This is a genomic window from Variovorax sp. GW821-FHT09D05, assembly GCF_059416325.1.
In genome coordinates, this window is record NZ_JBWKOZ010000003.1 from 445346 (window position 1) to 469485 (window position 24140).

General features: G+C 66.7%; 20 protein-coding genes and 1 riboswitch. Of the genes, 12 read left to right on the forward strand and 8 right to left on the reverse strand.

Features of this window, described 5'->3' with window-relative positions; translation table 11 throughout:
• Positions 1-17: 17 nt before the first annotated feature.
• The gene (locus AC07O3_RS10065) at positions 18-809 is read left to right on the forward strand and encodes a M90 family metallopeptidase (protein ID WP_495339207.1); all 792 of its coding nucleotides are present in this window, start codon (positions 18-20) and stop codon (positions 807-809) included.
• Between the two features lie 113 nt (positions 810-922).
• Here the strand turns inward: AC07O3_RS10065 and AC07O3_RS10070 are convergent, their stop codons facing one another.
• Together AC07O3_RS10070 and AC07O3_RS10075 are read right to left on the reverse strand one after the other, a co-directional pair.
• Complete coding sequence (locus AC07O3_RS10070; RefSeq protein ID WP_495339208.1) at positions 923-3793, reverse strand: DUF349 domain-containing protein; 2871 nt, start codon at positions 3791-3793, stop codon at positions 923-925.
• A 214-nt stretch (positions 3794-4007) separates the two neighbouring features.
• Positions 4008-7823 carry a DUF748 domain-containing protein gene (locus AC07O3_RS10075; protein ID WP_495339209.1) on the reverse strand — a complete coding sequence of 1272 codons (3816 nt, stop codon included), beginning with the start codon at positions 7821-7823 and terminating at the stop codon, positions 4008-4010.
• Positions 7824-8559: 736 nt separating this feature from the next.
• Between AC07O3_RS10075 and AC07O3_RS10080 the strand changes: the two genes are divergently transcribed.
• The 3 genes from AC07O3_RS10080 (at position 8560) to nrdR (ending at position 11309) form a co-directional block, all read left to right on the forward strand.
• A complete protein-coding gene (locus AC07O3_RS10080) occupies positions 8560-9399 on the forward strand; it encodes a lytic transglycosylase domain-containing protein (RefSeq protein WP_093055958.1) in 840 nt (279 codons plus the stop codon).
• 30 nt (positions 9400-9429) lie between these two features.
• Positions 9430-9555: riboswitch (ZMP/ZTP riboswitch) on the forward strand.
• 41 nt (positions 9556-9596) lie between these two features.
• Positions 9597-10841, forward strand: a complete 1245-nt coding sequence (gene glyA / locus AC07O3_RS10085) for a serine hydroxymethyltransferase (protein ID WP_093073667.1) — start codon at positions 9597-9599, stop codon at positions 10839-10841.
• Between the two features lie 24 nt (positions 10842-10865).
• Entirely contained in the window at positions 10866-11309 is a 444-nt protein-coding gene (nrdR, locus tag AC07O3_RS10090) for a transcriptional regulator NrdR (RefSeq protein ID WP_007836918.1), read from the forward strand.
• 35 nt (positions 11310-11344) lie between these two features.
• Here nrdR and AC07O3_RS10095 read toward each other — a convergent pair whose 3' ends face one another.
• The 6 genes from AC07O3_RS10095 to AC07O3_RS10120 are packed head-to-tail and all read right to left on the reverse strand — an operon-like array spanning position 11345 to position 17570.
• Positions 11345-11806: a type IV pilin protein gene (locus AC07O3_RS10095; protein WP_495339210.1), complete on the reverse strand. Its 462-nt coding sequence runs from the start codon at positions 11804-11806 to the stop codon at positions 11345-11347.
• Positions 11807-11819: 13 nt separating this feature from the next.
• The gene (locus tag AC07O3_RS10100; RefSeq protein WP_495339211.1) at positions 11820-14966 is read right to left on the reverse strand and encodes a pilus assembly protein; all 3147 of its coding nucleotides are present in this window, start codon (positions 14964-14966) and stop codon (positions 11820-11822) included.
• 51 nt (positions 14967-15017) lie between these two features.
• Positions 15018-15725 (reverse strand): pilus assembly PilX family protein, encoded by a 708-nt coding sequence (locus tag AC07O3_RS10105; protein ID WP_097199004.1) that lies wholly within the window; start codon positions 15723-15725, stop codon positions 15018-15020.
• Complete coding sequence (locus AC07O3_RS10110; protein WP_097199003.1) at positions 15722-16531, reverse strand: PilW family protein; 810 nt, start codon at positions 16529-16531, stop codon at positions 15722-15724. Before AC07O3_RS10110 ends, AC07O3_RS10105 begins: the two co-directional genes overlap by 4 nt.
• A complete protein-coding gene (gene pilV, locus AC07O3_RS10115) occupies positions 16528-17070 on the reverse strand; it encodes a type IV pilus modification protein PilV (protein ID WP_495339336.1) in 543 nt (180 codons plus the stop codon). Before pilV ends, AC07O3_RS10110 begins: the two co-directional genes overlap by 4 nt.
• Positions 17070-17570, reverse strand: coding sequence for a GspH/FimT family pseudopilin (locus tag AC07O3_RS10120; protein ID WP_495339212.1), 501 nt, complete (start codon positions 17568-17570; stop codon positions 17070-17072). The genes pilV and AC07O3_RS10120 overlap by 1 nt, the downstream gene beginning before the upstream one ends.
• A 207-nt stretch (positions 17571-17777) precedes the next feature.
• Between AC07O3_RS10120 and ribD the strand changes: the two genes are divergently transcribed.
• Genes ribD through tolQ form a run of 8 tightly spaced genes read left to right on the forward strand, consistent with a single transcriptional unit; the run spans position 17778 to position 24136 of the window.
• Positions 17778-18899 carry a bifunctional diaminohydroxyphosphoribosylaminopyrimidine deaminase/5-amino-6-(5-phosphoribosylamino)uracil reductase RibD gene (gene ribD / locus AC07O3_RS10125; RefSeq protein WP_495339213.1) on the forward strand — a complete coding sequence of 374 codons (1122 nt, stop codon included), beginning with the start codon at positions 17778-17780 and terminating at the stop codon, positions 18897-18899.
• A 43-nt stretch (positions 18900-18942) separates the two neighbouring features.
• Positions 18943-19608: a riboflavin synthase gene (locus tag AC07O3_RS10130; protein WP_093073651.1), complete on the forward strand. Its 666-nt coding sequence runs from the start codon at positions 18943-18945 to the stop codon at positions 19606-19608.
• Positions 19605-20759 carry a bifunctional 3,4-dihydroxy-2-butanone-4-phosphate synthase/GTP cyclohydrolase II gene (ribBA, locus tag AC07O3_RS10135; RefSeq protein ID WP_093073649.1) on the forward strand — a complete coding sequence of 385 codons (1155 nt, stop codon included), beginning with the start codon at positions 19605-19607 and terminating at the stop codon, positions 20757-20759. The genes AC07O3_RS10130 and ribBA overlap by 4 nt, the downstream gene beginning before the upstream one ends.
• 6 nt (positions 20760-20765) lie before the next feature.
• Positions 20766-21227: a 6,7-dimethyl-8-ribityllumazine synthase gene (gene ribH / locus AC07O3_RS10140; protein ID WP_307615650.1), complete on the forward strand. Its 462-nt coding sequence runs from the start codon at positions 20766-20768 to the stop codon at positions 21225-21227.
• Positions 21224-21769, forward strand: a complete 546-nt coding sequence (nusB, locus tag AC07O3_RS10145) for a transcription antitermination factor NusB (protein ID WP_007837974.1) — start codon at positions 21224-21226, stop codon at positions 21767-21769. Before ribH ends, nusB begins: the two co-directional genes overlap by 4 nt.
• On the forward strand, positions 21766-22962 hold the full coding sequence (locus AC07O3_RS10150) for a pyridoxal phosphate-dependent aminotransferase (protein ID WP_426388955.1): 1197 nt from the start codon (positions 21766-21768) through the stop codon (positions 22960-22962). The genes nusB and AC07O3_RS10150 overlap by 4 nt, the downstream gene beginning before the upstream one ends.
• Positions 22959-23417 (forward strand): tol-pal system-associated acyl-CoA thioesterase, encoded by a 459-nt coding sequence (gene ybgC / locus AC07O3_RS10155; protein ID WP_093055934.1) that lies wholly within the window; start codon positions 22959-22961, stop codon positions 23415-23417. The genes AC07O3_RS10150 and ybgC overlap by 4 nt, the downstream gene beginning before the upstream one ends.
• Positions 23414-24136 (forward strand): protein TolQ, encoded by a 723-nt coding sequence (tolQ, locus tag AC07O3_RS10160; RefSeq protein ID WP_093055932.1) that lies wholly within the window; start codon positions 23414-23416, stop codon positions 24134-24136. The genes ybgC and tolQ overlap by 4 nt, the downstream gene beginning before the upstream one ends.
• The last annotated feature ends 4 nt before the right edge of the window (positions 24137-24140 follow it).

Here is a 24140-nt window from a genome sequence, read left to right on the forward strand (position 1 = left end):
CCGCGCCGCCGCCAGCAATGTTCAAGTGGCTGCGCCGCCTGCGCGCCCTGCCCCCGATTCCTGAAGCCGCCTGGCAGGCCGCGCTCAGGCGCTACGCCTTCCTGGGCGCACTGCCGGAAGCCGACCGGCAACGCCTTCGCACGCTGACGGCCGAGTTCCTGCGCGACAAGGAATTCCACGGCGCCAAGGGCTTCACCATCACCAACGAAGTGGCGCTGGCCATCGCGGCCCAGGCCGTGCTGCCGGTGCTGCACCTCAAGGGTGGGCTGAACTGGTACGACGATTTCGTCGGCATCGTCGTGCACCGCTCCGAGGTAGTAGCGCGGCGCAAAGTGGTTGATGAAGCCCAAGTGGTGCACGAGTACGGCGAAGTCGTGGCTGGCGAAGCGATGGAGCGTGGCCCCGTCATGCTGAGCTGGGACGACGTGCTGGCGAGCAGCGTCACCAGCGAGCGCGGCTACAACGTCGTGATCCACGAGTTCGCCCACAAGATCGACATGCGCAGCGGCGACGCCAACGGCTGCCCGCCGCTGCCGCCCGGCTTTGCGGGCCAGCGCAGCGCGCGCGCAGCCCGCAAAGCCTGGCTCGCCGTGCTGCAGTCCGCCTACGACGACTTCCGCGAGCAGACCATCAAGGCTGAGCGCTTCGGCACCGAGCCGCCGTGGCTCGACGCCTATGGCGCCACGTCGATCAGCGAATTCTTCGCGGTAGCCTGTGAGGCCTACTTCGTGAGCCGTCCCAACTTCGCTCGCGACTTCCCCGGCGTGCTCGCGCTCTTCGATGAATTCTTTCTGCCCAGAAGGCCCTGACACCTGAACAGGGGGCAGCCAATTTGCAGCTGCTGCCCCAAAGAAAAAGGCGCCCCGCGGGGCGCCTTTTTCATGGCCATCGATATCTGGCCGGAGGCTTTGGAGGTTGCCTCTTACTTGCGCAGCAATGCCTTCAGCGCATTCTGCAGACGGCGCGCACTGGAAGCATCGTGCGCCGCGGCCAGCACCTTGCCGGCATCCTGGCCCCAGGTCTGGGCCGGGGCCGGATCGCCACGCTTCGTCAGCAGCTTGAGTTGCAGTGCACGGCGCGCGTCGAGTTGCTCGGCAGGCGTCGGCACTTCGGCGGCCATTTCGAGACGCAGCAGCGCTTCGGCGGCATCGTTCGCGGCGGCCGTCGGCGCAGAGCCGATGGCCTGCGACCATCCAGTGCGCACCGCCGGCGTGACCGCGCGGCCCAGTTCCTGGATGCTCGGCAGGCGGCTGGCGTCGCGCTGTTCCCATGCGCCCAGCACCTGCGTCAGGGCTTCGCCATGCGCTTGTGCTGCGAGCTTGCGCAGCGCCATGTCGGCGCGTTCGAGCGCTTCGCGCTGCGCACGGAAGGCCGCATCGCCCAGGCGAGGACCGCGATCTTCGAAGCGCGGCGGACGATCGCCGAAGCGGCCGGCTGGTGCACCGCGATCTCCACGCGCGTCGCCACGGGGCGCCCCACGGTCGCCGCGATCACCAGGGCGACCCGAGCCACCGGCACCGGGACGTCCACCATCGCGACGGTCACCGAAACGGCCACCGGCACCGCGGGCTGCAGGCGCTGCTTCGGCTTTCTTGCTGCTCGGGCGGTCGTCGCCACGCATGGCCACGACTGGCTTGGGCGCGGGCTTCGGCGCCGCGGCTGGCGCTTCGGCAGCAGCGGCTTCGCCGGCGTCATGCGCCTCGCCATCGGTGCGTGCCGAAGCATCGGCGCCGTCGGCGGGAGCCACGAGATCGGCCGAAGCGGCGGGCGCTGCATCAGCGGTCGTGCCGGGCGAGGCTTCCGCATCGCTCGGGCTCGGTGCCTGCTCGGCGCTTTCGCCGAATTCGGCAGCCGCCTGCCCCGGGGCCACGACCTCGGTCGCGCCGACCGATGGGCCGTCAGTCGCGACAGCGGCTTGCTCGGCCTTCGGCGCGGGCGGCGGTGCCTCGCCGCGCAGCGCGCCTTCCAGGCGGGCAATAGCGGCACGGATCTTCTGCACGTCCCCGCCGGCATTGGCTGCGTCGAGCGCCTTGGACGCTTCGAGCACATAGCGGTCGTGCCCGCTCATCGCGGCCGACGCCTTTTCGCGCTCTGCCGTCTTGCGGTTGAAAGCTTCGTCGATGGGCGCGCGGAACGCGTCCCACAGCTTCTGTTCGTGGCGGCGGTCGAGCGGCACGCTCTGCGCCTCGGCCTGCCAGCGCTGCTGCAGCGCCTTCACGGCGTCGATGCGCAGCATCGGCTGGGCGCCGAGTTCAGCCGCCTCGGCGATCATGGCCTGGCGGCGTTCGACGCTGGCCTTCTGCGCCGTCTCGAACGGAGCGCGGGCCGCGCCGAAGGCTTCGTTCCACAGCGGCTGCAGCTCTGCGAACACCTTTTCGCCCACGTGACCGGCATCGCGCCAGCGGTCGGCGAACTGGTGCAGCGCGCGGTTGTGCGCCTTCAGGTCGGTGGCACCGGCATGCTCGGCGGCCCAGGCCTTGACTTCCTCGATCAGCGCGACGCGGAGCGCGCGATGCTCGGCCGCATCGGCGCGAACCTTTTCGAGCCAGGCCTCGACCACCTTGTGGGCTTCGTTGCAGGCTTCGTCGAAGCGCTTCCAGAGCGCGTGGTTCGGCACGCCGCCCTGGTCGGCCTGCTTCCACTGGTCGCGCAGAGCGCGCAGCGTTTCCTGCATCTTGCGGCCGCCAAGGGCCTGGCCTTCGGGGCGCTTGAGCAGGCCTTCGGCCTTGGCCACGAGGTCTTCGCGCACCTTGTCGGCGCTCCAGCGCTGCCAGCCTTCGAGTTCGCCAGCGGCCACCAGCGCGGCATGCACGCGGGCTTCGAGCGGCGCTTCGACCAGCTTGCCGTGCTCCTTGAGCACGGCGCGCAGCGCGGCAGCCGCGCCGGCGCTGGCCTTGCCATGGCCTTCGGCAGTTTCCTGTTCGAGCTTGGCGAGCGCAGCCTGCACGGCGTCTTGCGCGGCGGCGCGCAAGGCCGGGTCGACCTTGGGTGCGGCGGGGCGAGCGGGCGCGGCGGGCTTGGGCGCCACGACCTCACCGCGCGCGGCGCGCAGTTCGTCGGCCCACACGGGCACTGGCGGCAACGGCGCAGCAGCATCGGCGGCAGCAGCAAGGGCCTGGGCCAATGCGCTGTGGAACGCATCGGACACCACCAGCAGTTGCGACTTGGACGATTCGAGCTGCGGCGCGAACTTGGCGTCGAGGCTGGTCCAGTTGGCGTCGGTCGTGATCTCGGCTGCCTGCTGCTGCCAGTGGGTCACGTCGGCACGCAGCGATTCTTCGGCGGCCTGGGCGTCCTGCCAGCCCTTGGTGGACAGCACTTCGAAGCGCTGCGCCAGCAGCACGGCGGCTTCACGGTGCACCTGGGCGCGGTGCTGCAGGTCTTCGATGCCCTTGACGCGTTCGGCCAGCTTGAGCTTCAGGCCGGCCAACGGCTCGCGCGACAGCGGCGCGCCGGCCTTGGCGGCGTCGCGCTGCCAGGCCAGTGCATCGGCGATGTTGAGCTTGGACTGCCCCAGCAGGGCCTCGGCCTTTTGCGCCCATTCGGCGGCAATTGCCTCCTGCCCCTTGGCGCGCTTGAGTTCGTCGAGCTTTTCGCGCAGCAGGCGCGCGGCGCCCTTGTCACGACCGCTCAGCTCCTTGAAGACCTCCTGCATCTGCTCGGCAGTGGGAGTGCCCGCGAGCCAGTCGCGGATGCGCGCGGCGCGCTCGCCGGAAGTCGGCGCGGTGAAGGCGCCGCCGGTGAGCGTGTCGAGGGCCTGAAGGTCGTGTGGCTTGGAAGAAGTAGAGGTCACTGCGCGAAATCGTTGTCTTGGTAGAGAAAGCGAAGGCGCCGGCAAAGGCCGGCGCACATCGACATTTTCACCCACTTGCGGCTGGCCATTGAATTCCGTCCAGAAACGGTGGCGTACGCGGGGTTGTGGGCGTGGAGGTTAACGGACTACATATATAGCAAGCTGGAGAAAAAAACCAAGTCCACGGACCGGGTTCTGATCGGGTCGTCGCGCCTCACTTCATGGTCAGGCTGAGCTCGGCGCCCGGCTTCCAGTCGCTGCCGCTGGCACTTGTGCGCACGGCTCCCAGGAAGAGGCGCTCGCTCGGCAGCTTCTTCGCGAGCAGATAGTCGCGCACGGCCGCGCCGCGCTCGACCGCGAGCTGGCGCATCGACTCCTCGTCGACCGGCACGCTGGCGAACAGCAGTTTTTCCATGTCCGGCACCGGCAGGTCTTTGGCCAGGCCGACGAGGTTGCGCGGCTTGGTGATGTCTGCGCGCTTGTACACGGCGGTCAGCAGCTCCGGGTATTCGGCGTCGGTGACGGGTGGCACGTCGGTGCCGGTCTGGCCGCCGCGCACCGCAACGCGGCGCTTCTCGGCGTAGGCGAGCTGGCGCACGCGCTGGCGCTGGTAGGCGTCGCGCTCCTTCTCGAGGCTGGAAGTGCCGATCACCGTCATCTGCAGCGTGGTCCGGTCGGTCAGCGCCTTCGCGACCTTGTCCAGGCCTTCTTTCGCGGCGGTGCTCAGCTCGGAACTGCCGGGCTCGAAGGTGATGGCACTCGATTCACCGCTGCCGCCGCCCAAGCCGCCGGTAAGCAGGCTGAACGGTGCCGTCACGGCCTTGACGATCAAGTTGACCACGGCCTTCCAGATCAGCGGGCCGACGCTGAACTGTGGATCGTTGAGCGAGCCGCTGAGCGGCAGGTCGACGTCGATCACGCCGTTGCGGTCGGCCAGCAGGGCCACGGCCAGCTTCACCGGGAGGCTGGCAGGCGCGCCCGCCACCTCGTCGCCGAACTGCAGCTGATTGAGGACCAGCTTGTTGGTGGCCGTCAGCTGGCCATCGGGGGCGACCTTGTAGTTGACGTCCATGCTCATCTTGCCGCGCTCGATGCCGTGGCCGGCGTAGCGCACCGAGTACGGCGACAGCGGGGCCAGGTCGAGGTCGCGCATCTTGGCGGTGATGTCGAGTTCGAGCGGTTTGGCCAGCGGGTTGAGCTTGCCGGTGATTTCCAGCGCGGCTGTCTGCTGCGCCTTGCCGCGCAGTTCAAGGTCGGCCAGCGCGGGCCGGCCGCTCTCGCCCTTCGGCGGGTTCGACGAGAACGAGCTGAGCTTGCCGGTCAGCTCGCTGAGGTCGGCCGAGTAGTTGGGCTTGACGAACAGGTCGGTGAAGTCGATCTTGCCGTTGACCAGGCTCATCGGGCCGAAGTTGATGACGGGCGCGGGGCCGCTGTCCGCCTGCGCGGTGGCGACTGGCGCGGCGGCTGCCACCGGCTTGGCCGGCTCGGGCGCTCCCCCGACCATGTTTTCGGCCGACACCGGTGCGCCGCCCGAAGGCCTCGCCGGCACGGCTCGTGTCGTGGTGGTCGTGCCACCCGGGCCCTTGCGGGTGGAGGCTTCGCCAGCTGTCGCGGCAACGGCGTTGGCTTGTGCCTCGCCCTTCTTGGTCAGGTTCAGCAGGTTGAGCCGGCCGGTGGGGTCGATGATCACGCGGGCGAAGAAGTCGGTCAGCGTGGTCTCGCGCACGTCCACGCTCGGCGGCGCGTTGGGCGCCATGCTGACCTGCAGGCCGCGCAGGCTCAGCGTCTTCCAGCTCAGCAGCTGGTTGGTGTTGCGGTCGAAGCCGGGCGACTGGGTGAGCGAGGCACTGTTGGCGCGGAAGTCGTCGAGTGCGGTGTCGCCCGACAGCTTGATGCTCATGCCCGCCGGCAACGTCGCATAGCGCACCGTGCCGCGGTAGCTCGCGAAGGCGCGGCGGATGTCGACGTTGAGCGCATCCGCGTAGTAAGCCTTGAAGGTATGGGCGGGGAACGACACCACCTCCAGCCGGCCCTCGGCCGCGAGCGGCTTGAGCACGACATTGCCCTTGTAGTCGAAGCGCCCCGGGTCGGAGCGCCCTGAACCGATGCGGCCGGAAACTTCGAGCGGCGAGGTCGTATTGGTGTCGGGCGCGACCTTCTGGGCGTGGAGCTTGAAGGCAGTGACTTCCACGGTCACCGGGTTCGCGCCGGCCTTGTCCGCATAGGAGAGCGCGCCGTTGTCGACCGCCAGCGTGCCGATGGTCAGCGCCCAGGGCTTGGTGTTGGCGCCGGGCTGCGGCGTTTCGGCAGCTGCGGGCTTGGGTGCGGCGACCTTCGCTTCGGCTTCCTTGGTGCCGCCGCCGGCCGGCGTCTTGAGCCAGCGCTCGAACATCCAGCGTTTCTCGCTGTCGCGCTCCACGCGCACCTTGGGGTTGGTCGCAGTGAACGAGGCCACATTCAATGTGTGCTTCGTCATGTCGACCTCGGCGTCGACCAGTTCGAAGCGGCCGACGCTGGCCAGCGCGGTCTTGGCCTGCGTCAGCGCGAGCCCGTCGGCGGCGAGGCGGCGCGCCTTGAACTTGAGATCGGGCTGGGCCCAGGCGATGTCGATCTGCCCGCTGAGCTTGCCGTCCAGCGTGGGCTCCAGGCTCTGCGCCAGATAAGGTGCGGCCAGTGACAGCGGCAGCGCATCGACCTCGGTCTGTACGTCGGCCACCTTGTCTGTGGCGCTGCCCTTGAACTTGAGCGAGGCGCCAGCAATGGCCGTGCTGCCATTGAACTCTGCCGGCTTTTCCATCGGCCAGGTGACGCCGGTGACGTCGATGCCGAGGTCGGTCAGGTCGACGGCGGCAGCGGGATTGACGGTTTCGTCTCGCCAGCCGATGCGCCCGCCGTTCAGGGCCACCTTGTCGACCTGCACCTTCAGAACGGGCTTTGGTGCCGGCTTGCCGGCCGGTGCGCTCGCTGCCGCGGCGGGTGGTGACGCGACCTTCTCGGTCGCGCCGGTGGCCGGGTCGGTGGCCAGCAGATTGAGCTTTCCGGCCGCGTCGCGCGCCACCGCCAGTTGCGGCTTGACGAGCGCGACTTCGCTCAGATGGAACACCGACTCCAACGGGCGCACGTCGGCCAGCGCCAGCTTGAGCGAATCGAAAGCCAGCAGGTCGCGGCCGCGCGCATCGGCCACCTTGGTGGCGTGCGCCTCGACCGTGCCAGTGATCTTCAGGCCGGTGGTCGCGGCTTGCTCGAAGCCGATCTTCAGGTCGGCATCGAGGCTGCCTGCCTGGAGTTTCACCGGCAGGCCGCCCGGGATGTAGCCAAGGTACGGCACGAGGTCCAGCCCCTTGAACTGCACGTGGGCGTCGGTCTTGCGGTTGTCGGAGAAGGGTGTGGTGAAGGCGGCCGAGTCGAATTTGCTGCCGTTGAGCGCGAAGGCGAGCTTGGGCTCGGTGTTGATGTCGCGCTTGGAATCGAGGTTGCTCAGGAACGGCACCTTGAGCACGAAGTCGCGCAGTTCGTGCTTGCGCTTGACGGTCTGGTCGTCGAAGTCGACCGAGCCGCCATTGATCGCAATGTTGTAGATGGCAAAGCGCGCGGGCTTGGCGTTCGGATCGGGCGGCGGGCCGGCCGAGAGCTTGGCAAGGATGTCGTCGATGTCGTATTTGCCGTCGGCCTGGTGCGTGAGCAGGATGGCAGGCCCGTCGACCGTGACCGCGTCGATCACTGGTGCGAGCCGGAAGATCGACTGCAGTTCGGCGTCGGCGTAGATGCGGTTGATGGCCACCTGCGACTTGCTGCCGTCGGCGGTGGCAATGCGGAGGTCGTTCAGCGTGAGTTCGAGTGTCCAGGGCTTGAAATCGATCTTGCCGACTGTTACCTGCCGCCCCAGCTTCTCGCTTGCGATCTTCTGAAGCTGGCTCTTGGCAATCGGCGGCACCGCCAGCCAGGCAATGACCCAGAAGGCCAACAGAACCAGCACCGCGACGATCCCACGTCGCACCCATTTGTTTTGTTTGATCGAAGCTACGTCCATCGCCAGAGTGTGCCGCAAACAAGCGGCAACGCGAGGTACGCAAAAAGGACGCAAGCCCACCTCCGGAAGAAATGCCAGAAACACCGAGGAGCCGGTTTTACCGGGCCTCAGGCGTTGCCCCCGGCAGGGGGTAGGAGAAGCGACACGAAGTGCGCGCAGCCTGGGGGCGAGCCAAAAGAAAGCCCGGTGATTCGACGGAGTGTCTAGTCACCGGGCTTGATGGCGGGCACAAAACCCATGCCATCGATTCGCGCGACCGGAAGTCAATGGTTCCTGCCGTGCTGGCAGCAAGAGATTGCCACCGTGGATCCTCGGACGCTGAACCCTTGACTTGCACCTCGGGCTGCCGGACCTCGGAAAAACACCTGAAAAGCTCAGGCCCGTCCAGATTAGGCGTCGCACCCTCGGATTGCAAACGCGTTTTACAAAGGGATTTCCCCTAAGCCGAAACGCCTCGAAACGGCAACTTTTTTAAACAACTATTAGCATAACAAAGCAAATCCTTATGCTTGACCGGGTATTTAGCCACGCTAGAATCCGCCCTGCTCTGACCGCCCGACGCGGCAGAGCCACCCTGAATCCGCTGCCGAACTCCCCCGGCTTGATCAGGTCGCCGCGCCCCTAACCCCCTTCACTCCATGCGCGGAGCCTGATTCGTACCAATCCAAGCGCCGCTGCCTTCATCCATCGCCTTCCGTGGCGGTGCGACTCGGGTGCCGCACAGAAAGGAAGAGCGATGAACAAGGCGTTTGATGTCACGGCCCGCGGGCTAAGGACCTTCGTGTCCGATGTGGCAGACGGCTTTTTTGAAATTACCCACAACGGGTTTGCACTGGTCGGCCTGGCCATTGTGTTCGCGGCCCTCGCCCTGGTGGCGCGGCCCGACCTGCGCAAGACCGGCGAGGAGCAACTGATGGGCTGGCTGCAGTCGCGCAAGCCTGCGCCTGAAGTCACCGATCTCGAGCCCACCGCCATCGAGCGCACCACGGCCGCGAGCCCCGCCGACCTGCCCAAGCAGCAGGCCGCCGTGGCTTACTGGCTGAGCAAGAAGTACCGCGTGGCCGCCGAACCGCTGAGCGTGCTCGTGGCCGAGGCCTATGGCATCGGCAAGCGCACGAAGATCGACCCGACCCTGATCCTCGCGATCATGGCCGTCGAATCCAGCTTCAACCCGTTCGCCCAGAGCCAGGTCGGCGCGCAAGGCCTCATGCAGGTCATGACCCGCGTGCACGGCGACAAGTACGAAAGCGCGGGCGGCACGCTCACCGCCTTCGACCCGGTGACCAACATGCGCGTCGGCGTCAAGGTGCTGCAGGAATGCATCTCCCGCGCCGGCTCCCTCGAAGGCGGCCTGCGCTACTACGTGGGCGCGGCCAACCTCGAGGACGACGGCGGCTACGCCGCCAAGGTGATGGCCGAGCACGAACGCCTGCTGCAGGTGGCCAACGGCCGCGCGCCGTCGACGGTCACGCCGCCAACCGTGCGTCCGCAGCCGATCCCTGTGGCAACACCGCCCAAGCCTGCCGAAGAACGCACTGAGCCGGCCAAGGTGGCCCTGCTCTCCTCCGTTTCCTGAAGAGGTTTCGGGCCGGGTGTGAGCTACACTCGGCAGGTACGCGACTGGCGATAGGCGCAGCACCCGAACACGGTGCCACGCGCTGACGTGGAATACCACTGGGAAGCGTACCGCCTGACCACAACAGGCGTTCAGCCGTTCGCCTGGGCAGCCCTTGTTTGGTTGAAGAACAAGGACCTCGTCTTCAAAGGACTGCCATGTACCAACGCAACATCCTGGTCGAACAGACCGATCCCGAAATCTGGGCCGCGATTCAAGCCGAAAACGCGCGCCAGGAACATCACATCGAGCTGATCGCCAGCGAGAACTACGCTTCGCCGGCCGTCATGGCCGCCCAGGGCTCGCAGCTCACTAATAAGTACGCCGAAGGCTACCCGGGCAAGCGCTACTACGGCGGCTGCGAGCACGTCGACGTGGCCGAGCAGCTGGCCATCGACCGCGTCAAGCAGATCTTCGGCGCCGACGCCGCCAACGTGCAGCCGCATTGCGGCGCCTCGGCCAACGAAGCCGTGATGCTCGCCTTCCTGAAGCCCGGCGACACCATCATGGGCATGAGCCTGGCCGAAGGCGGCCACCTGACCCACGGCATGCCTCTCAATATGAGCGGCAAGTGGTTCAACGTCGTGAGCTACGGCCTGGACGCCAACGAAGCCATCGATTACGACGCGATGGAACGCAAGGCGCATGAGCACATGCCCAAGCTCATCATCGCGGGCGCCTCGGCGTATTCGCTGCGCATCGATTTCGAGCGCTTCGCCAAGGTGGCCAAGGACGTCGGCGCGATCTTCATGGTCGACATCGCCCACTACGCAGGCCTCGTGGCCGCGGGCGTGTACCCCAACCCGGTGCCGCATGCCGACGTGGTCACCTCCACCACCCACAAGAGCCTGCGCGGCCCGCGCGGCGGCATCATCCTGATGAAGTCGCAGCACGAGAAGGCCATCAACAGCGCCATCTTCCCCGGCCTGCAAGGCGGCCCGCTGATGCATGTGATCGCCGCCAAGGCCGTCGCTTTCAAGGAAGCCATGGCGCCCGAGTTCAAGGCCTACCAGCAACAGGTGGTCAAGAACGCCCAGATCGTGGCCGACACCCTCACCCAGCGCGGCCTGCGCATCGTGAGCGGACGCACCGAAAGCCACGTGATGCTGGTCGACCTGCGCGCCAAGGGCATCACCGGCAAGGAAGCCGAAGCCGTGCTGGGCAGCGCCCACATGACGATCAACAAGAACGCGATCCCCAACGACCCGGAAAAGCCGATGGTCACCAGCGGCGTGCGCATCGGCACCCCCGCCATGACCACCCGCGGCTTCAAGGACGAAGAGGCCCGCATCACCGCAAACCTGATCGCCGACGTGCTCGAGAACCCGCGCGACGCAGCGAACATCGACGCCGTGCGCGCCAAGGTCCACGCGCTGACGAGCCGCTTCCCTGTCTACCGCTGATTCCGAGCAAGAAGACCTGACCGCATGAAATGCCCTTTTTGCGGTCATCTTGAAACGCAGGTCGTCGAGACCCGCGTTTCCGAAGACGCAGACTTCGTCCGCAGGCGCCGCCAGTGCAGCGCTTGCGACAAGCGCTTCACCACCTACGAGCGGCCGGACGTCAATTTTCCCGTCGTCGTGAAGAAGGACGGCAGCCGCGCCGACTTCGACTCGACCAAGGTTCGCGCCTCCATGATGCTGGCGCTGCGCAAGCGCCCGGTGAGCATCGAGCAGATCGACAACGCCCTGCTGCGCATCGAGCAGAAGCTGCTGGCCAGCGGCCTGCGCGAAATCGACTCGACGAAAGTCGGCGAACTCGTGATGCGCGAACTCAAGAAACTCGACAAGGTCGCCTACGTGCGCTTTGCCTCGGTGTACCGCAGCTTCGAGGACGTGGACGAGTTCAGGCAGTTGCTGCGCGATATCTGAGCCGCGTCGGCAACCGACGTACTCTCACAGGCACCTCAACGGTTCCAGCAAAGCTGCACCAGCGCACTCGAAGCGTCGGTGCTGCTGCCCGCCAGCTTGACGCCCAGCTGGTTGACCGTGAGGGCTCCGCACTCGTCATTGCGCGAAGCCCCCGCTGGAACGGCTTGCAAGGTGTAGCTGGTCTCGTTTCTTGCGACATAGCTGATGGAATAGTTCGCCGTGCCGGACGACGGCGACTGCCCCAGTCCGGCCGGCAGCGCGACGGTCGCCGGCGGATAGCGTCCGTTGGCGGTCATGTAGCGCTCGGTCCACTGCGCCGCCTGCAACAACTGCTGCTTCGCGTCGGCCCGCTTGGCCCGCAGCACGTAGCGCGTGTAGCTCGGGTAGGCGATGGCGGCGAGGATGCCGATCACCGCCGTCACGATCATGAGTTCGATCAGCGTGAAGCCGCGCGAGCGGCCCCGTCTACCAGACTGTGTCCTGGATTGCTTTTTCATGGTTCTCCTCCCTTCAGTCGGTCGACATCAGGCTGCGCCAGCCGAAGCGGCGCACGACGTCGGGCCGTGTCAACGTCTTGCACTCTCCGGCGGCATTGCAGATCACGTCCTTGCCCTTTTCCTTGTTCTTCGGCTGAAGAACCATGTCGTCCTTGCCGGAGCGATTCCGGAAGCCGACATAGGCCCCCACCGCGCCGGAAGTGGAATACGCAATGCCCTCGGGCGCCGAGCCGCTGAAGAAGTCGATTACCAGCGACCAGCCGTCGTCGCCCGTTCCGGCGGTGCAGGTGACCGAATTGCTGCCTGAGCCGGGAATGGTGCTCGAGAACAGCCCGATGCCGCTGGTCAGCACATCACCCGGATAGACGACACGCTCTCCCGACGCAGGCAGCTTCAGGTGCCAGCCGCGCTTGGCCTCCGAGCCGGTGTAGCTCACGGCGTTGTGGGAGACGGTGCGCAACTCGGCATCGCCCTCCTCGACCGGTGTGGCGCCGATGGTCTGCGCCACGAGGTCGGTCCTCGTCGCGGTGCTCGAGCTTCCGTTGACCGGGTCCCAGATGCCGTACAGGTACTGGTCGGCGGCCGAGCGCTCGTCGCCGGAGGCGAACAGCCGACCGGTGCCGAACACCACCATGTAGCCACCGCGCGGATGCCCCACAACCACCGGCGCCGTCGTGATCGGCTGGCTGGCGCCGGCCGCGAACAGCGGCTTGTTGTCGAGGCCGGACGGGGTCGCGGCCCCGGTTGCGGCCGGACGATTCGAGCTGAGAGGCCCCATCGTGGCTTTCCACTGACGGCTGTCGGTGCCGCCGAGGTCGAACTTCCAGAGATTGCCGAGCAGGTCTCCGGCGTAGACAAGGTCGACCTTGCCGTCGCCATTGAGGTCCACCGGACGTGGTGCGGACAGGCCGTTGCCCGTGTCCTTCTCCTGCGTGACCGGCGCCGGAATCTTGAGCACCGCCTTGTCGCCATCGAGATACTGGATCCACAGCACCGCCTTCTCGCTCTTGCTGTTGTAGCCGTTGCCCAGGATCAGGGCCTTTCGGTCGTTGCTCAACCGGGCGACCTGCAGCGCCCGCCCCGAGAAGGAATCGAGCGCAGGCTGCTGGAACTGATGGCCCAGGTCGTCGTCCGCAAGCGCGGTCGTGTCGATCAGCGCGACGCTGGCGGCCTTGCCCTCGTCGACGCTCTCGGGCCTGGTGGCGTCGAGCACGAAATAGCCTTTGCCACCCGAGCCCAGCGTGCCCACGAGCAAAGACTTCCAGTTCGCCGCCTTCTGCTCGTCGGTCGTCTTGGCCGAGGATGTCGGCCCCATGTAGATGTCGGCGACGAAGGCACTGCCGTCGACGTAGTACCGGTGGGTGTAGCCGCCTTCGCTGAGCCGCTTGAGATTCGGCGCCGCCGCCGTGCCGTAGAGGCCTTCGGGCACGTAGGCGAACGCCTCCTTGCCGGTGCTCGCGTTGAAAGCATGCAACATGCCGTCGTTGGCGCCGACATAGACCATCGGCGCGCGGGGGATGGCCGCGAACGCCGCATAGGCGTCGCCGGTGAAGCCGCTCTTCGGCTGTCCCGCGTACCAGACGCTGGAGCCCACGATGTCGCCGAGCACATGGCCGCGCTTGCGGAACTGGCGGCCGGCGCCCTCGTTGCTGCGGTCGCCGCGCAGGAAGTCGAGCACGGCCCGGCCGAGGGCGGTGCTCTCGGCGTCGGTGTCGGTGCTGGCCTTGAGCGCGGCCCTCTGCGCGTCGCCCAAGTGGGCCCACCTGAACGGCACGCCCGCGCCGGTGGTCGCTGCGCGGCCCGCCGACGCAGCCGTGGTGCCGGAGAAGCTGAGTACAACGCGGTCCCGGTCGTGTGCGCCAGTGCTTGCCATGCGGGTATCGAGCAGGTCGCGCGCCGACCAGTCGGCTTTGGCAGCAAGCCTGCCGTCGGTGCCGAACTTCGTGGCGCCGAGCCTGCCGGACCAGTCGGCCGTGTCGTAGCCGGCCTGATAGACGGAGGTGCCTGTCGAGACTCGGGAAGCGCTGGCGGAAATGGAGGTCAGCGGGGTGCCGGTGTTGACCAGGACCTGTCCAAGGATGGATTTGAAGGCGCTGCTCAGGGCTTTGGCATTGGAAGCCGGCGTGAACGTGCCACGGCTGTTCAGGGCGGCATGCCAGAGGTCCATGCGTGCATTGCCACTGAACGGATCCAGCCATTGGATCGAGCCGTCGACCACGCCGGCATAGTCTCCGCTGTAGGTGGGGTGCAATGCAGTCGTCGAGATTTTCGGTCGCGACCACCAGTCACCCGCAGCACCGAACCCAATGAAGTAGGTCGTCAGGTGCTGCCAGGTGGCCGGATCATTCTTGGGATTCCAGTACTCGGGAACCTTGGCACGCCCCACTGTCACATCGCCCGGTTCGGCAATGATCTTCTTCAGGTTGTTCGGCACGCCTGGTTGCAGATCGCGGGCCCAGTACTCGAAGGTCAAGTCAGCGAGCGTCGGACGCTTCATCCTCCCGAAGTTGTCGGCATAGGGTGCGTACGGCGCGTAGAGGGTGCCGTCCGGGAGCCAGCGGTGCGTGCCGTCTTCGTTGGCGACGATGGGCATGAAGCTCTCGAACCCCGAGGGAGGCCAGTAGTCGCCATCTGTCATGAAGATGTGGAACGACCTGCGGCAGCCCGACTGCGGGGCTCCGGCCACACCCGGATCATCCGAGAAGGGGCTGTGCTGGCCGGTGATCTGCATGTACTCGCCGGCACGGGTCATCATTTCGTGAAGAGGCGTGCCCCCCGTCGCCTGAACGGCATTGACCCAGGCCATGAAATTGGCGCGGTGCGTCCGGTCCAGCGAACGCATCAGGTTCGCGTTGACACGTCCGCCGATCCTGCAAGGAAGCGCGGCGCTTCTGAATGCAGCGCAGTTGCGATCACTGCGATCGTCGTTCAGCGCCTGCCAGGCGAGGCGGATGCGGTGATCGGGAATGTTGGCCTCGGAGAAGTTCTCCCTGAGAGCAGCCTGCAGGGCAGCCATGCCGCTGCCGTACATGCTTCCGGAGTTGTCGACGGAAACGATCACGTTCGGCGCCGGCTCCGCGACCGCGGCATTTCGCGGCACCTGCGCCAGCGGATACTGCGCGGCGTGCACGACGGTCTGTGCCAGCACCAGGCCGGACACGACGGCGCGTCCCGGCAGCTTCCTGATCCTCATCTCTTTCTCTCCCTATATTCAGTTCACCCCGGAGACCGGGTCCGGATCGAAGGACACCTGCAGCTCGACCTTCGTCGCATCCCCTTTGCCGGTGCCGCTGCGCGCTCCCGTGGCAGTCGCCGTGATGCGATACAGCGGGTATTTGCTGTTCCTTCGATCGATCACCTCGATCCAGTACCTGGCGCCGCGCAGCGCCGGACTGCCGGCACTGGGCGCTCCGGTGAACTCGCCGTACCTGGCGTACTCGGCCTTGTAGGCATCGCCGCGCCAGAAGCGGTAGGCCTCGCTGCCGGCGGCGGCGGCGACCGAATCGGGTTCGGAGAAATAGCAGATGCCCCGCTCGCAGCTGTTAGCGCCGGCGTTCATGTAGGCGGTGACCCAGCCCGTATCCCGGTCGGGAAAGACGCGGACGTCTTCCGCCTTGCGGCAGCGCGCCGCGGCAAGTGCCGAACACGCCACGTAGGTCTTGCTCGCGGAATCGAAGGCCAGCTGCCGGATGTCGCGCTCCGCATCCAGCAGCGCTGCCTCGGCGGCCTCGAAGGCGCGCTGGTATTCGCGCTGGTTGCCCGCCATCGACTCGAGAAGCACCGCGGTGCGCGCCCCGCCGATCAGCAGCAGGGCCGAAAGCAGCAGCATGATCATCACGATGAACAGCGTGAAGCCATGCTGTGCCGGCAGTTCGCCGGCCAGCCTGCGGGCGGGACCTGTCGCCTTCGCCGTGCTCACAACGCCCCCAGGTCGTTTCGCAGCGAGAACACTGCCGTGTAGACGCGCCGCAGCTTGCCGTCGCCGCTCGTCTTCGAGACCCCGTCGCAGTCGACATGGCTGCCTGCAGGGTTGCTCCTGGAGATGCCTGCGAGTTGCATGCAGATGCGAACCGTGCGGACGTCGCGGAAGCCCTCATCGACGTCGTCGGCCGTCACGTAGCGCACCACCTGCCGGCTTCCGGATGTGGCGCTGACCCCATACATGATGTCGAAACGCTCCACACCGTCGATGACCGGCTGCAGGGTCGTATTGCCGCTGCCCCGGCACCTGAGCACGCCGTCCGACACGGAGAACTCGCTTGTGATGAGCCGCGCATTGCCCTGCGCTTCGGGGGCGGCCCTGTCGTATTCGCCGCCCGAAGACCGCCCTGGCTCCTGACCCAGGCAGTCCTTGAAATAGTCGGGGTTCGGCGCATAGCCCAGCTTCAGCTTGTCATTGGCGGAGCCTCCCGCAGACTCCACGCCCTTGATCGCGAAGAAAGCCCGCTCGTCGTTCAGGTTGGTGCCCCGGTCGGCGCTGGTGTCGAAGTAGTAGAGCGGCTCGGTGGGATCGATGGGGATGTAGCCGGCCTGCCGTATCTGCTGGCCCAGCATCCTGAAGGCCAGCGCCGAGGACTGGTTGAGCGTGTTGACGTCGTCGCCGGTCATGGCAGCGCTGCGCGTGCCGAGCATGGCCGCGATCGCGGCCAGCACGATCAGCATGCCGACGACCAGCGCGACGAGGAACTCGACCAGCGTGAAGCCGGATGGCGTTCGGCGCTTCATGGCTGCGGCACCGCGACGGCGACTTCGAGACAGGCCTTTCCCGTGGGGCACTGCCAGTTCGGGTCGGGCGCGATCGGGTCGATCACCGCCGGCTCGTCCCAGGCAACGTGTATGAACAGCATGCCGCCCGCCGTCGCGCTGGCCTTCACGTCGGCCATCCCGCCGGGCAAGGCGGCAGCTATCGCACGCTTCCAGCTCCACAGATCGTGCGCCGCAAGTTCGGCGGCATTGCAGGCGGCCCTGGCCCCCTCGCAAGAAGGCCTGGGCCGGTCGGCTGCTGCAGCCGACCAGTCTGACACGTACCGGCTGGGCTTCGCCGCCGCTGCTGCGGGATTGGCACGGATGCGATCGGCCATGTCGCCGGCCAGCTGCATCGCGAGGTTCTGGTTGCTTGCGCCGACGCTGTCGACCAGCACGCGAACCTGGAAACCGGCCAGCGCCAGCAGGCCCAGCGAGAGCACGAGCAGCGCGACCAGCGCTTCGATCATCGAGAAGCCCGACTGCACCCGATGCAGCCGGCGAACGCAAAGACGCTGCATCAGCACGAGCCGTCTCCCTTCCCCAGCCGTACGCGCCCGCCGAGCGCGAGGCATACCGCAACGATGTTGGGTGAATCGGCGCTGTCGGCCGGACGAAGGCGAAAACGGCCCGCGCCGGTCGAGTGGCCCATGGGGTCGAACGACATGGTGCCAGCCGGACTCTTCTCGATGGAGACACGGCCGTCGGGATCCTGGCGCTTGAGGATTTGGACGGCGTCGCCGCTTCCGACCAGCGTCTCCCAGCCGCAGCTCCAATCCCGGCCCTGGCACTCCGGTCGCTGCTGCATGGTCACCTTCACCCCTCGGCGAGCCGCCTCGGCGCGGGCATCGCTCACGCTCGCCATCAGCGCCTTGGCCATGGCTTCGACCCGATACCGTTCGACGAGACTGCTGAAACTCGGCAGCGCCAATCCCAGCATCACGGCCATCAGTACGATCACGACCATCATCTCGATGAGCGTGAAGCCTCGTTCGGACGCGCAGAATCCGTTGTTGTCCATGTCGTGCCGCCCGCCGCCTTGCACCTGTGTGCCGGACGGGCGCTCCTCCCTGATTTCGATGGGTGCGAATTCTATTTTTCCGATTTCCCGTTGGCCGGCCAATAACGTCAATTGCGCGACAGACGGTCAAAACAAATGGATTGGCGGCGAATTGTTTTCAATGGATTTCAAAATTGACATTTGCAAGGCAATTGATTTAACAAAAGAATGACAAAAGAAAATCCGAACTTCATGATTCAGGCCCTGGATCTCGCGCGCCAGGCCGGCCCGGAAACCGATCCGAACCCCCGCGTCGGCTGCGTGCTGGTGGCGCCCGACGGCACGGTGATCGGCAGGGGCCACACCCAGCAGGTCGGCGGTCCGCATGCGGAGGTGATGGCGCTGCGCGATGCGGCGGCGCGCGGCAATTCGGTCGCCGGCGCGACGGCCTGGGTCACGCTGGAGCCCTGTTCGCATCACGGCCGTACAGGCCCGTGCTGCGATGCCCTGGTCGCGGCCGGCATCGGCCGGGTCGTGGCGGCGATGGCCGATCCCAACCCGCTGGTTTCGGGCCAGGGCTTCGAGCGGCTGCGTGCCGCGGGCGTGGCGGTCGAAGTCGGACCTGGAGCCGATGAGGCTCGGGAGCTCAACCTCGGCTTCTTCAGCCGGATGGTGCGCAAGACGCCGTGGGTGCGACTCAAGGCGGCGGCCTCGCTGGACGGCAAGACCGGCCTGCGCAACGGCGTGAGCCAGTGGATCACCTCCGAGCCGGCACGCGCCGACGGCCATGCCTGGCGGGCTCGCGCCAGCGCAGTGCTGACCGGCGTGGGCACGGTGCTGGAAGACGATCCGCGCCTCGACGTGCGGCTGGTGCAGACCACGCGCCAGCCGCGCGTCGTGGTGATCGACAGCCAATTGCAGACGCCCCCGGATGCAAAGCTCTTCGTGCCCGGCCGCGCGGTCTGGATCTACGCCGCCAGGCAGGACGAACAGAAGGCGGCTGCACTGGCGGCGCGCGGTGCAACCGTCACCTACTTGCCGAATGCGCAGGGCAAGGTCGACCTCGCTGCGATGCTGAAGGATCTCGCCCGCCGCGAAGTCAACGAATTGCATGTCGAGGCCGGGCACAAGCTCAATGGCTCGCTGCTGCGCGAAGGGCTGGTCGACGAGTTGTTGATTTACCTGGCACCCAAGCTGATCGGCGACGGGCTGGATATCGCCTCGGGCATCCACGTCGGCGGCGCATTGACCGAATTGACGGGCGCTCTTCCCCTCGAATTCCGCGGCTTCGAGCAGATCGGGCCCGACCTGCGCATCGTGGCCCGAGTCGCCGGAAGGGACACCTTCTGACGTTTAGCCCGAAGCCCCTCTCGTTCTCTGCGAAAATGCCGAGATGTTCACCGGAATCATCACCGGCGTGGGGCGCATCGCCGCCATCCACGACCTCGGCACCTCCTCCTCCTTTGGCAAAAGACTCAGCATTGCGGTGCCCGACGGGTATCTCGATGACGTGGGCCTTGGCGACAGCATCGCGCTCAACGGCGCCTGCATGACCGTCACCACGCTCGCTCCCGAGCGACAGCAGTTCACCATCGACATTTCCGCCGAGTCCCTCGACAAGACCGCGGGCCTGACCGACGAGGGCAGCCGCATCAACCTCGAAAAGGCCCTGCGCGCCAGCGACCGTCTCGGCGGCCACATCGTGTCGGGCCATGTGGACGGCATCGGCACCGTGAGCTTCTTCGAGCCCATCGGCGAAAGCTGGGAACTGCGGGTGGTGGCACCGCCCGCGCTGGCCCGCTTCCTCGCCTACAAGGGCTCGATCACCGTCAACGGCGTGAGCCTCACCGTCAACAAGGTGAACGACATCGAAGGCGGCGCCGAGATCAGCATCAACCTGATCCCGCACACCGTCGAAAACACTTCCCTCGGCGGCCTGAAGGCCGGCTCGAAGGTCAACCTCGAAATCGATACCGTGGCGCGCTACGTGGAGCGCATGCTTCAGGCGGGCGTGCTGGTGCCCCCCTCTTCCACGTATTCCAAGGACACAGCCGAATGAACGCCTCCGTCACGCCGATCGGCGCTCCCCGCGCCGCGCGCGCCCCAGCCCCGATCTCGTCGGTCGAGGAAATCGTGGCCGAGCTTGCCGCCGGCCGCATGGTGATCCTGGTCGACGAGGAAGACCGAGAGAACGAAGGCGACATCGTCGTCGCGGCAGACCACATCACGCCCGAGGCCATCAACTTCATGGCGCGCCATGCCCGCGGCCTGATCTGCCTCACGCTCTCGCGCGAGATGTGCGAGCGGCTACAGCTGCCGCCGATGGTGCAGCGCAACGGCGCCAAGCATTCGACCGCGTTCACCGTTTCCATCGAAGCGGCAGAAGGCGTGACCACCGGCATCTCCGCCGCCGACCGCGCCCGCACCGTGCAGGCCGCCGTGGCACCCAACGCCGTAGCTGCCGACCTGGTGCAGCCCGGCCACATCTTCCCGCTGCAGGCGGTGGACGGCGGCGTGCTGATGCGCGCCGGCCATACCGAAGCCGGCTGCGACCTCGCCGCCATGGCCGGCTGCTCGCCGGCCTCGGTGATCTGCGAGGTGATGAACGAAGACGGCACCATGGCCCGCCTGCCCGACCTGCAGATCTTCGCGGCCGAGCACGGCCTCAAGATCGGCACCATCGCCGCGCTCATCGAGCACCGCAGCCGCGTCGAGTCGCTGGTCGAAAAAGTCGGCTGCCGCGAGATCCAAACCAACTGGGGCGCCTTCACCGCCCACGCTTTCCGCGACAAGCCCAGCCACGGCGTGCACCTTGCGCTGGTACGCGGCAAGTGGGCCCCCGAAGACACGGTGTCGGTGCGCGTGCACGAGCCGCTGTCGGTGCTCGACGCGCTCGAAATCAACCGCTCGCTGCACTCGTGGAGCCTCGACGCAAGCCTTTCGCACATCGCGAACGAAGGCAAAGGCGTGGCCGTGCTGCTGAACTGCGGCGAAACCGCCGGTGAGCTGCTCGCCCAGTTCGACGGCACCGCGCGCCCCGCCCAAGCGCCCGAGCGCGGCCGCATGGACCTGCGCAGCTACGGCATCGGCGCGCAGATCCTGCGCGAATGCGGCGTGCACAAGATGAATCTGCTGGGCACGCCGCGTCGCATGCCAAGCATGGCGGCGGGCTACGGGCTCGAAATCGCCGGCTACCTCACGAAAGACTGAACGACCATGCAAGGTTCAAACAAGGGCCAGACAACGCTCAACGGCAAAGGCCTGCGCATCGGCATCGTGCAGGCGCGCTTCAACGCCGACATCACCGATGCGCTGGCTTCGGCCTGCCTCTCGGAGCTCGAGGCGCTGGGCGTGGCTGCCAGCGACATCCATCACCTGCAGGTTCCCGGCGCGCTCGAAGTGCCCGTGGCGCTGCAGGCGCTCGCCGAACGCGGCGGCTACCACGCGCTGGTGGCGCTGGGCTGCATCATCCGCGGCGAAACCTATCACTTCGAACTCGTGGCCAACGAATCGGGCGCGAGCGTGAGCCGCATTGCGCTCGACTACCGCCTGCCCATCGCCAACGCGATCCTCACCACCGAAAACCTCGAGCAGGCCATCGCCCGCCAGACCGACAAGGGCCGCGATGCAGCCCGCGTGGCGGTCGAGATGGCGCAACTGCTGGCCACCCTTTCATGACCGAAGACACCTCCAAGCCCCTCAAGCCCGCTGGCGCCAAGCCGCGCCAGTCGCGCGTCGGCCTCACCAGCACGGGCGCGCGCAAGGCTTCGGCCAAGTCGAACCGCAGCCGCGCGCGCGAGTTCGCGCTGCAGGCGCTCTACCAGCACCTGGTGGGCCGCAACGACCCGACCGACATCGACCATTTCACGCGCGACCTCGCAGGCTTCCACAAGGCCGATGCGCTGCACTACGACGCGCTGCTGCACGGTTCGATCGAAGGCGCCGAGCAGCTCGACGCACTGATCCGCCCCCTGCTCGACCGCAAGTTCGAAGAGATTTCGCCCATCGAGCACGCCGTGATGTGGATCGGCGTGTACGAGTTCCAGAACTGCCCCGACGTGCCGTGGCGCGTGGTGCTCAACGAGTGCATCGAACTCGCCAAGGAATTCGGCGGCACCGACGGACACAAGTACGTGAACGCCGTGCTCAACGGACTGGCGCCGCAGTTGCGTCCACTTGAAGTGGAAGCAGACCGCGCTTCGGGGAAAGCAAAGGCATGAGGATTTCGACGCGCGCGCAGCGCATCGAGCCCTTCTATGTGATGGAAGTGGCGAAGGCCGCCAGTGCATTGGCGCGCCAGGTCGCCCACACCGACCGGCCGATGATCTTCCTGAACATCGGCGAGCCCGACTTCACCGCTCCGCCTCTGGTGCAGGAAGCCGCTGCCCGCGCCGTGCGCGCCGGCGCCACGCAGTACACGCAGGCAACCGGCCTCGACCACCTGCGCGAACGCATCAGCGCCTGGTACCGCCAGCGCTTCAACGTCGACGTGCCGGCCCGCCGCATCGTCGTCACTGCCGGAGCTTCGGCCGCCCTGCAGCTGGCCTGCCTCGCGCTGATCGAATCCGGCGACGAGATCCTGATGCCCGACCCGAGCTATCCGTGCAACCGCCACTTCGTGAGCGCGGCGGACGGCAAGGCCGTGCTGGTGCCGACCACCGCCGAAGAGCGCTTCCAGCTCACGGCGGCCAAGGTCGAGGCCGCGTGGACCAACAAGACGCGTGGCGTGCTGCTCGCCTCGCCGTCGAATCCGACCGGCACTTCGATCGCGCCCGACGAACTGCGCCGCATCCACGAGGTGGTGTCGCAGCGCGGCGGCATCACGCTGATCGACGAGATCTACCTTGGCCTCTCGTACGACGATGCCTTCGGACAGACGGCACTGGCCATCGACGACAACGTCATCAGCATCAACAGCTTTAGCAAGTACTTCAACATGACCGGCTGGCGCCTTGGCTGGCTGGTGGTGCCCGAAGTGCTGGTGCCGGTGGTCGAGCGCCTCGCGCAAAACCTCTTCATCTGCGCGAGCACGGTGTCGCAGTACGCGGCGCTCGCCTGCTTCGAGGACGAGAGCATTGCCGAGTACGAACGCCGCCGCGCCGAATTCAAGGCGCGCCGCGACTGGTTCATTCCGCAGCTCAACGCGTTGGGCCTGAACGTGCCCGTGGTGCCCGACGGCGCCTTCTACGCCTGGGCCGACTGCACGAGCTTCGCCGAAAAGCTCGGCATCTCGGGCAGCTGGGACTTCGCCTTCGAGACCATGAAGCGCGCCCACGTCGCCGTCACGCCCGGTCGCGATTTCGGCACAGCCGAGACGGCCAAGTTCGTGCGCTTCTCCACTGCCAGTTCGATGGCGCACCTGCAGGAATCCATCGAACGCCTGCGGGCCATGGCAGAGAACCAGGCGCAATGAGCTACGCGTTTCCGATCCGCGTCTACTGGGAAGACACCGACGCCGGCGGCATCGTGTTCTACGCCAACTACCTGAAGTTCATGGAGCGCGGTCGCACCGAATGGCTGCGCTCCCTGGGTGTCGAACAGCGCAAGCTGCGCGAGGAAACGGGCGGCCAGTTCGTGGTGAGCGAAACGCAGCTCAAATACCATCGGCCCTCGCGGCTGGACGACGAACTGCTCGTTACAGCCGATCTTCAACAATTGGGCACTGCGTCGTTGATAATCGGTCAGCGAGTGCTATCAAAAACAGAGCAAGAGCGAACGGGGGCCTCGGCACCCGTCTTGCTGTGCGAAGGCACGATCCGCATCGGCTGGGTGGACGCCGCCACATTGCGTCCCGCACGCATTCCGAAGCAAGTGACGGGAACCCTCGAGCGCTACAGCGGCTCCATGACACAACCTTTCAAGCCATGAACCAAGACCTCTCCATCATCAATCTCCTGCTCCATGCGAGCTTCGTGGTTCAACTGGTCGTGCTGCTGCTGGTGATCGTCTCGATCGCCAGTTGGGCCGCGATCATCCGCAAGTACTTCGCGCTGCGGCGCATGCGTGCCCTCAACGACGACTTCGAACGCGAGTTCTGGTCTGGCACCAGCCTCAATGAACTGTTCGCCTCGGCCGCGCAGAACGCCAAGTTCGCCGGCCCCATGGAGCGCATCTTCGCTTCGGGCATGCGCGAGTATCAAAAGCTGCGCGAACGTCACGTGACCGACGCTCCCACGCTGCTCGACGGTGCCCGCCGCGCCATGCGCGCCAGCTTCCAGCGCGAGCTGGACGCGGCCGAGCAGAACCTCTCGTTCCTGGCCACCGTGGGCTCGGTCTCGCCTTACGTCGGCCTGTTCGGCACGGTCTGGGGCATCATGCACGCCTTCACCGGCCTGGCTGCGCTGGCGCAGGTGACGCTGGCCACTGTGGCGCCCGGCATCGCCGAGGCGCTGGTGGCCACGGCCATCGGCCTGTTCGCTGCCATTCCTGCCGTTGTCGGCTACAACCGCTTCGCCCGCGAGATCGACAAGATCGCCATTGCCCTCGAAACCTACATCGAGGAGTTCTCCAACATCCTGCAGCGCAACCTGTCGGCCAATCCGACGGCCGGCGGCGCCGCATCGTCGGTGGCTCCGGCCAACCGCTGAACGG

Excerpts from the sequence above, each read along its gene's own strand:
- AC07O3_RS10065 (WP_495339207.1), top strand. The coding sequence starts at position 18 with ATGTTCAAGTGGCTGCGCCGCCTGCGCGCCCTGCCCCCGATTCCTGAA.
- AC07O3_RS10075 (WP_495339209.1), bottom strand. The coding sequence starts at position 7,823 with ATGGACGTAGCTTCGATCAAACAAAACAAATGGGTGCGACGTGGGATC.
- AC07O3_RS10080 (WP_093055958.1), top strand. The coding sequence starts at position 8,560 with ATGAACAAGGCGTTTGATGTCACGGCCCGCGGGCTAAGGACCTTCGTG.
- glyA (WP_093073667.1), top strand. The coding sequence starts at position 9,597 with ATGTACCAACGCAACATCCTGGTCGAACAGACCGATCCCGAAATCTGG.
- nrdR (WP_007836918.1), top strand. The coding sequence starts at position 10,866 with ATGAAATGCCCTTTTTGCGGTCATCTTGAAACGCAGGTCGTCGAGACC.
- AC07O3_RS10095 (WP_495339210.1), bottom strand. The coding sequence starts at position 11,806 with ATGAAAAAGCAATCCAGGACACAGTCTGGTAGACGGGGCCGCTCGCGC.
- AC07O3_RS10110 (WP_097199003.1), bottom strand. The coding sequence starts at position 16,531 with ATGAAGCGCCGAACGCCATCCGGCTTCACGCTGGTCGAGTTCCTCGTC.
- pilV (WP_495339336.1), bottom strand. The coding sequence starts at position 17,070 with ATGCAGCGTCTTTGCGTTCGCCGGCTGCATCGGGTGCAGTCGGGCTTC.
- AC07O3_RS10120 (WP_495339212.1), bottom strand. The coding sequence starts at position 17,570 with ATGGACAACAACGGATTCTGCGCGTCCGAACGAGGCTTCACGCTCATC.
- ribD (WP_495339213.1), top strand. The coding sequence starts at position 17,778 with ATGACAAAAGAAAATCCGAACTTCATGATTCAGGCCCTGGATCTCGCG.
- AC07O3_RS10130 (WP_093073651.1), top strand. The coding sequence starts at position 18,943 with ATGTTCACCGGAATCATCACCGGCGTGGGGCGCATCGCCGCCATCCAC.
- ribBA (WP_093073649.1), top strand. The coding sequence starts at position 19,605 with ATGAACGCCTCCGTCACGCCGATCGGCGCTCCCCGCGCCGCGCGCGCC.
- ribH (WP_307615650.1), top strand. The coding sequence starts at position 20,766 with ATGCAAGGTTCAAACAAGGGCCAGACAACGCTCAACGGCAAAGGCCTG.
- nusB (WP_007837974.1), top strand. The coding sequence starts at position 21,224 with ATGACCGAAGACACCTCCAAGCCCCTCAAGCCCGCTGGCGCCAAGCCG.
- AC07O3_RS10150 (WP_426388955.1), top strand. The coding sequence starts at position 21,766 with ATGAGGATTTCGACGCGCGCGCAGCGCATCGAGCCCTTCTATGTGATG.
- ybgC (WP_093055934.1), top strand. The coding sequence starts at position 22,959 with ATGAGCTACGCGTTTCCGATCCGCGTCTACTGGGAAGACACCGACGCC.
- tolQ (WP_093055932.1), top strand. The coding sequence starts at position 23,414 with ATGAACCAAGACCTCTCCATCATCAATCTCCTGCTCCATGCGAGCTTC.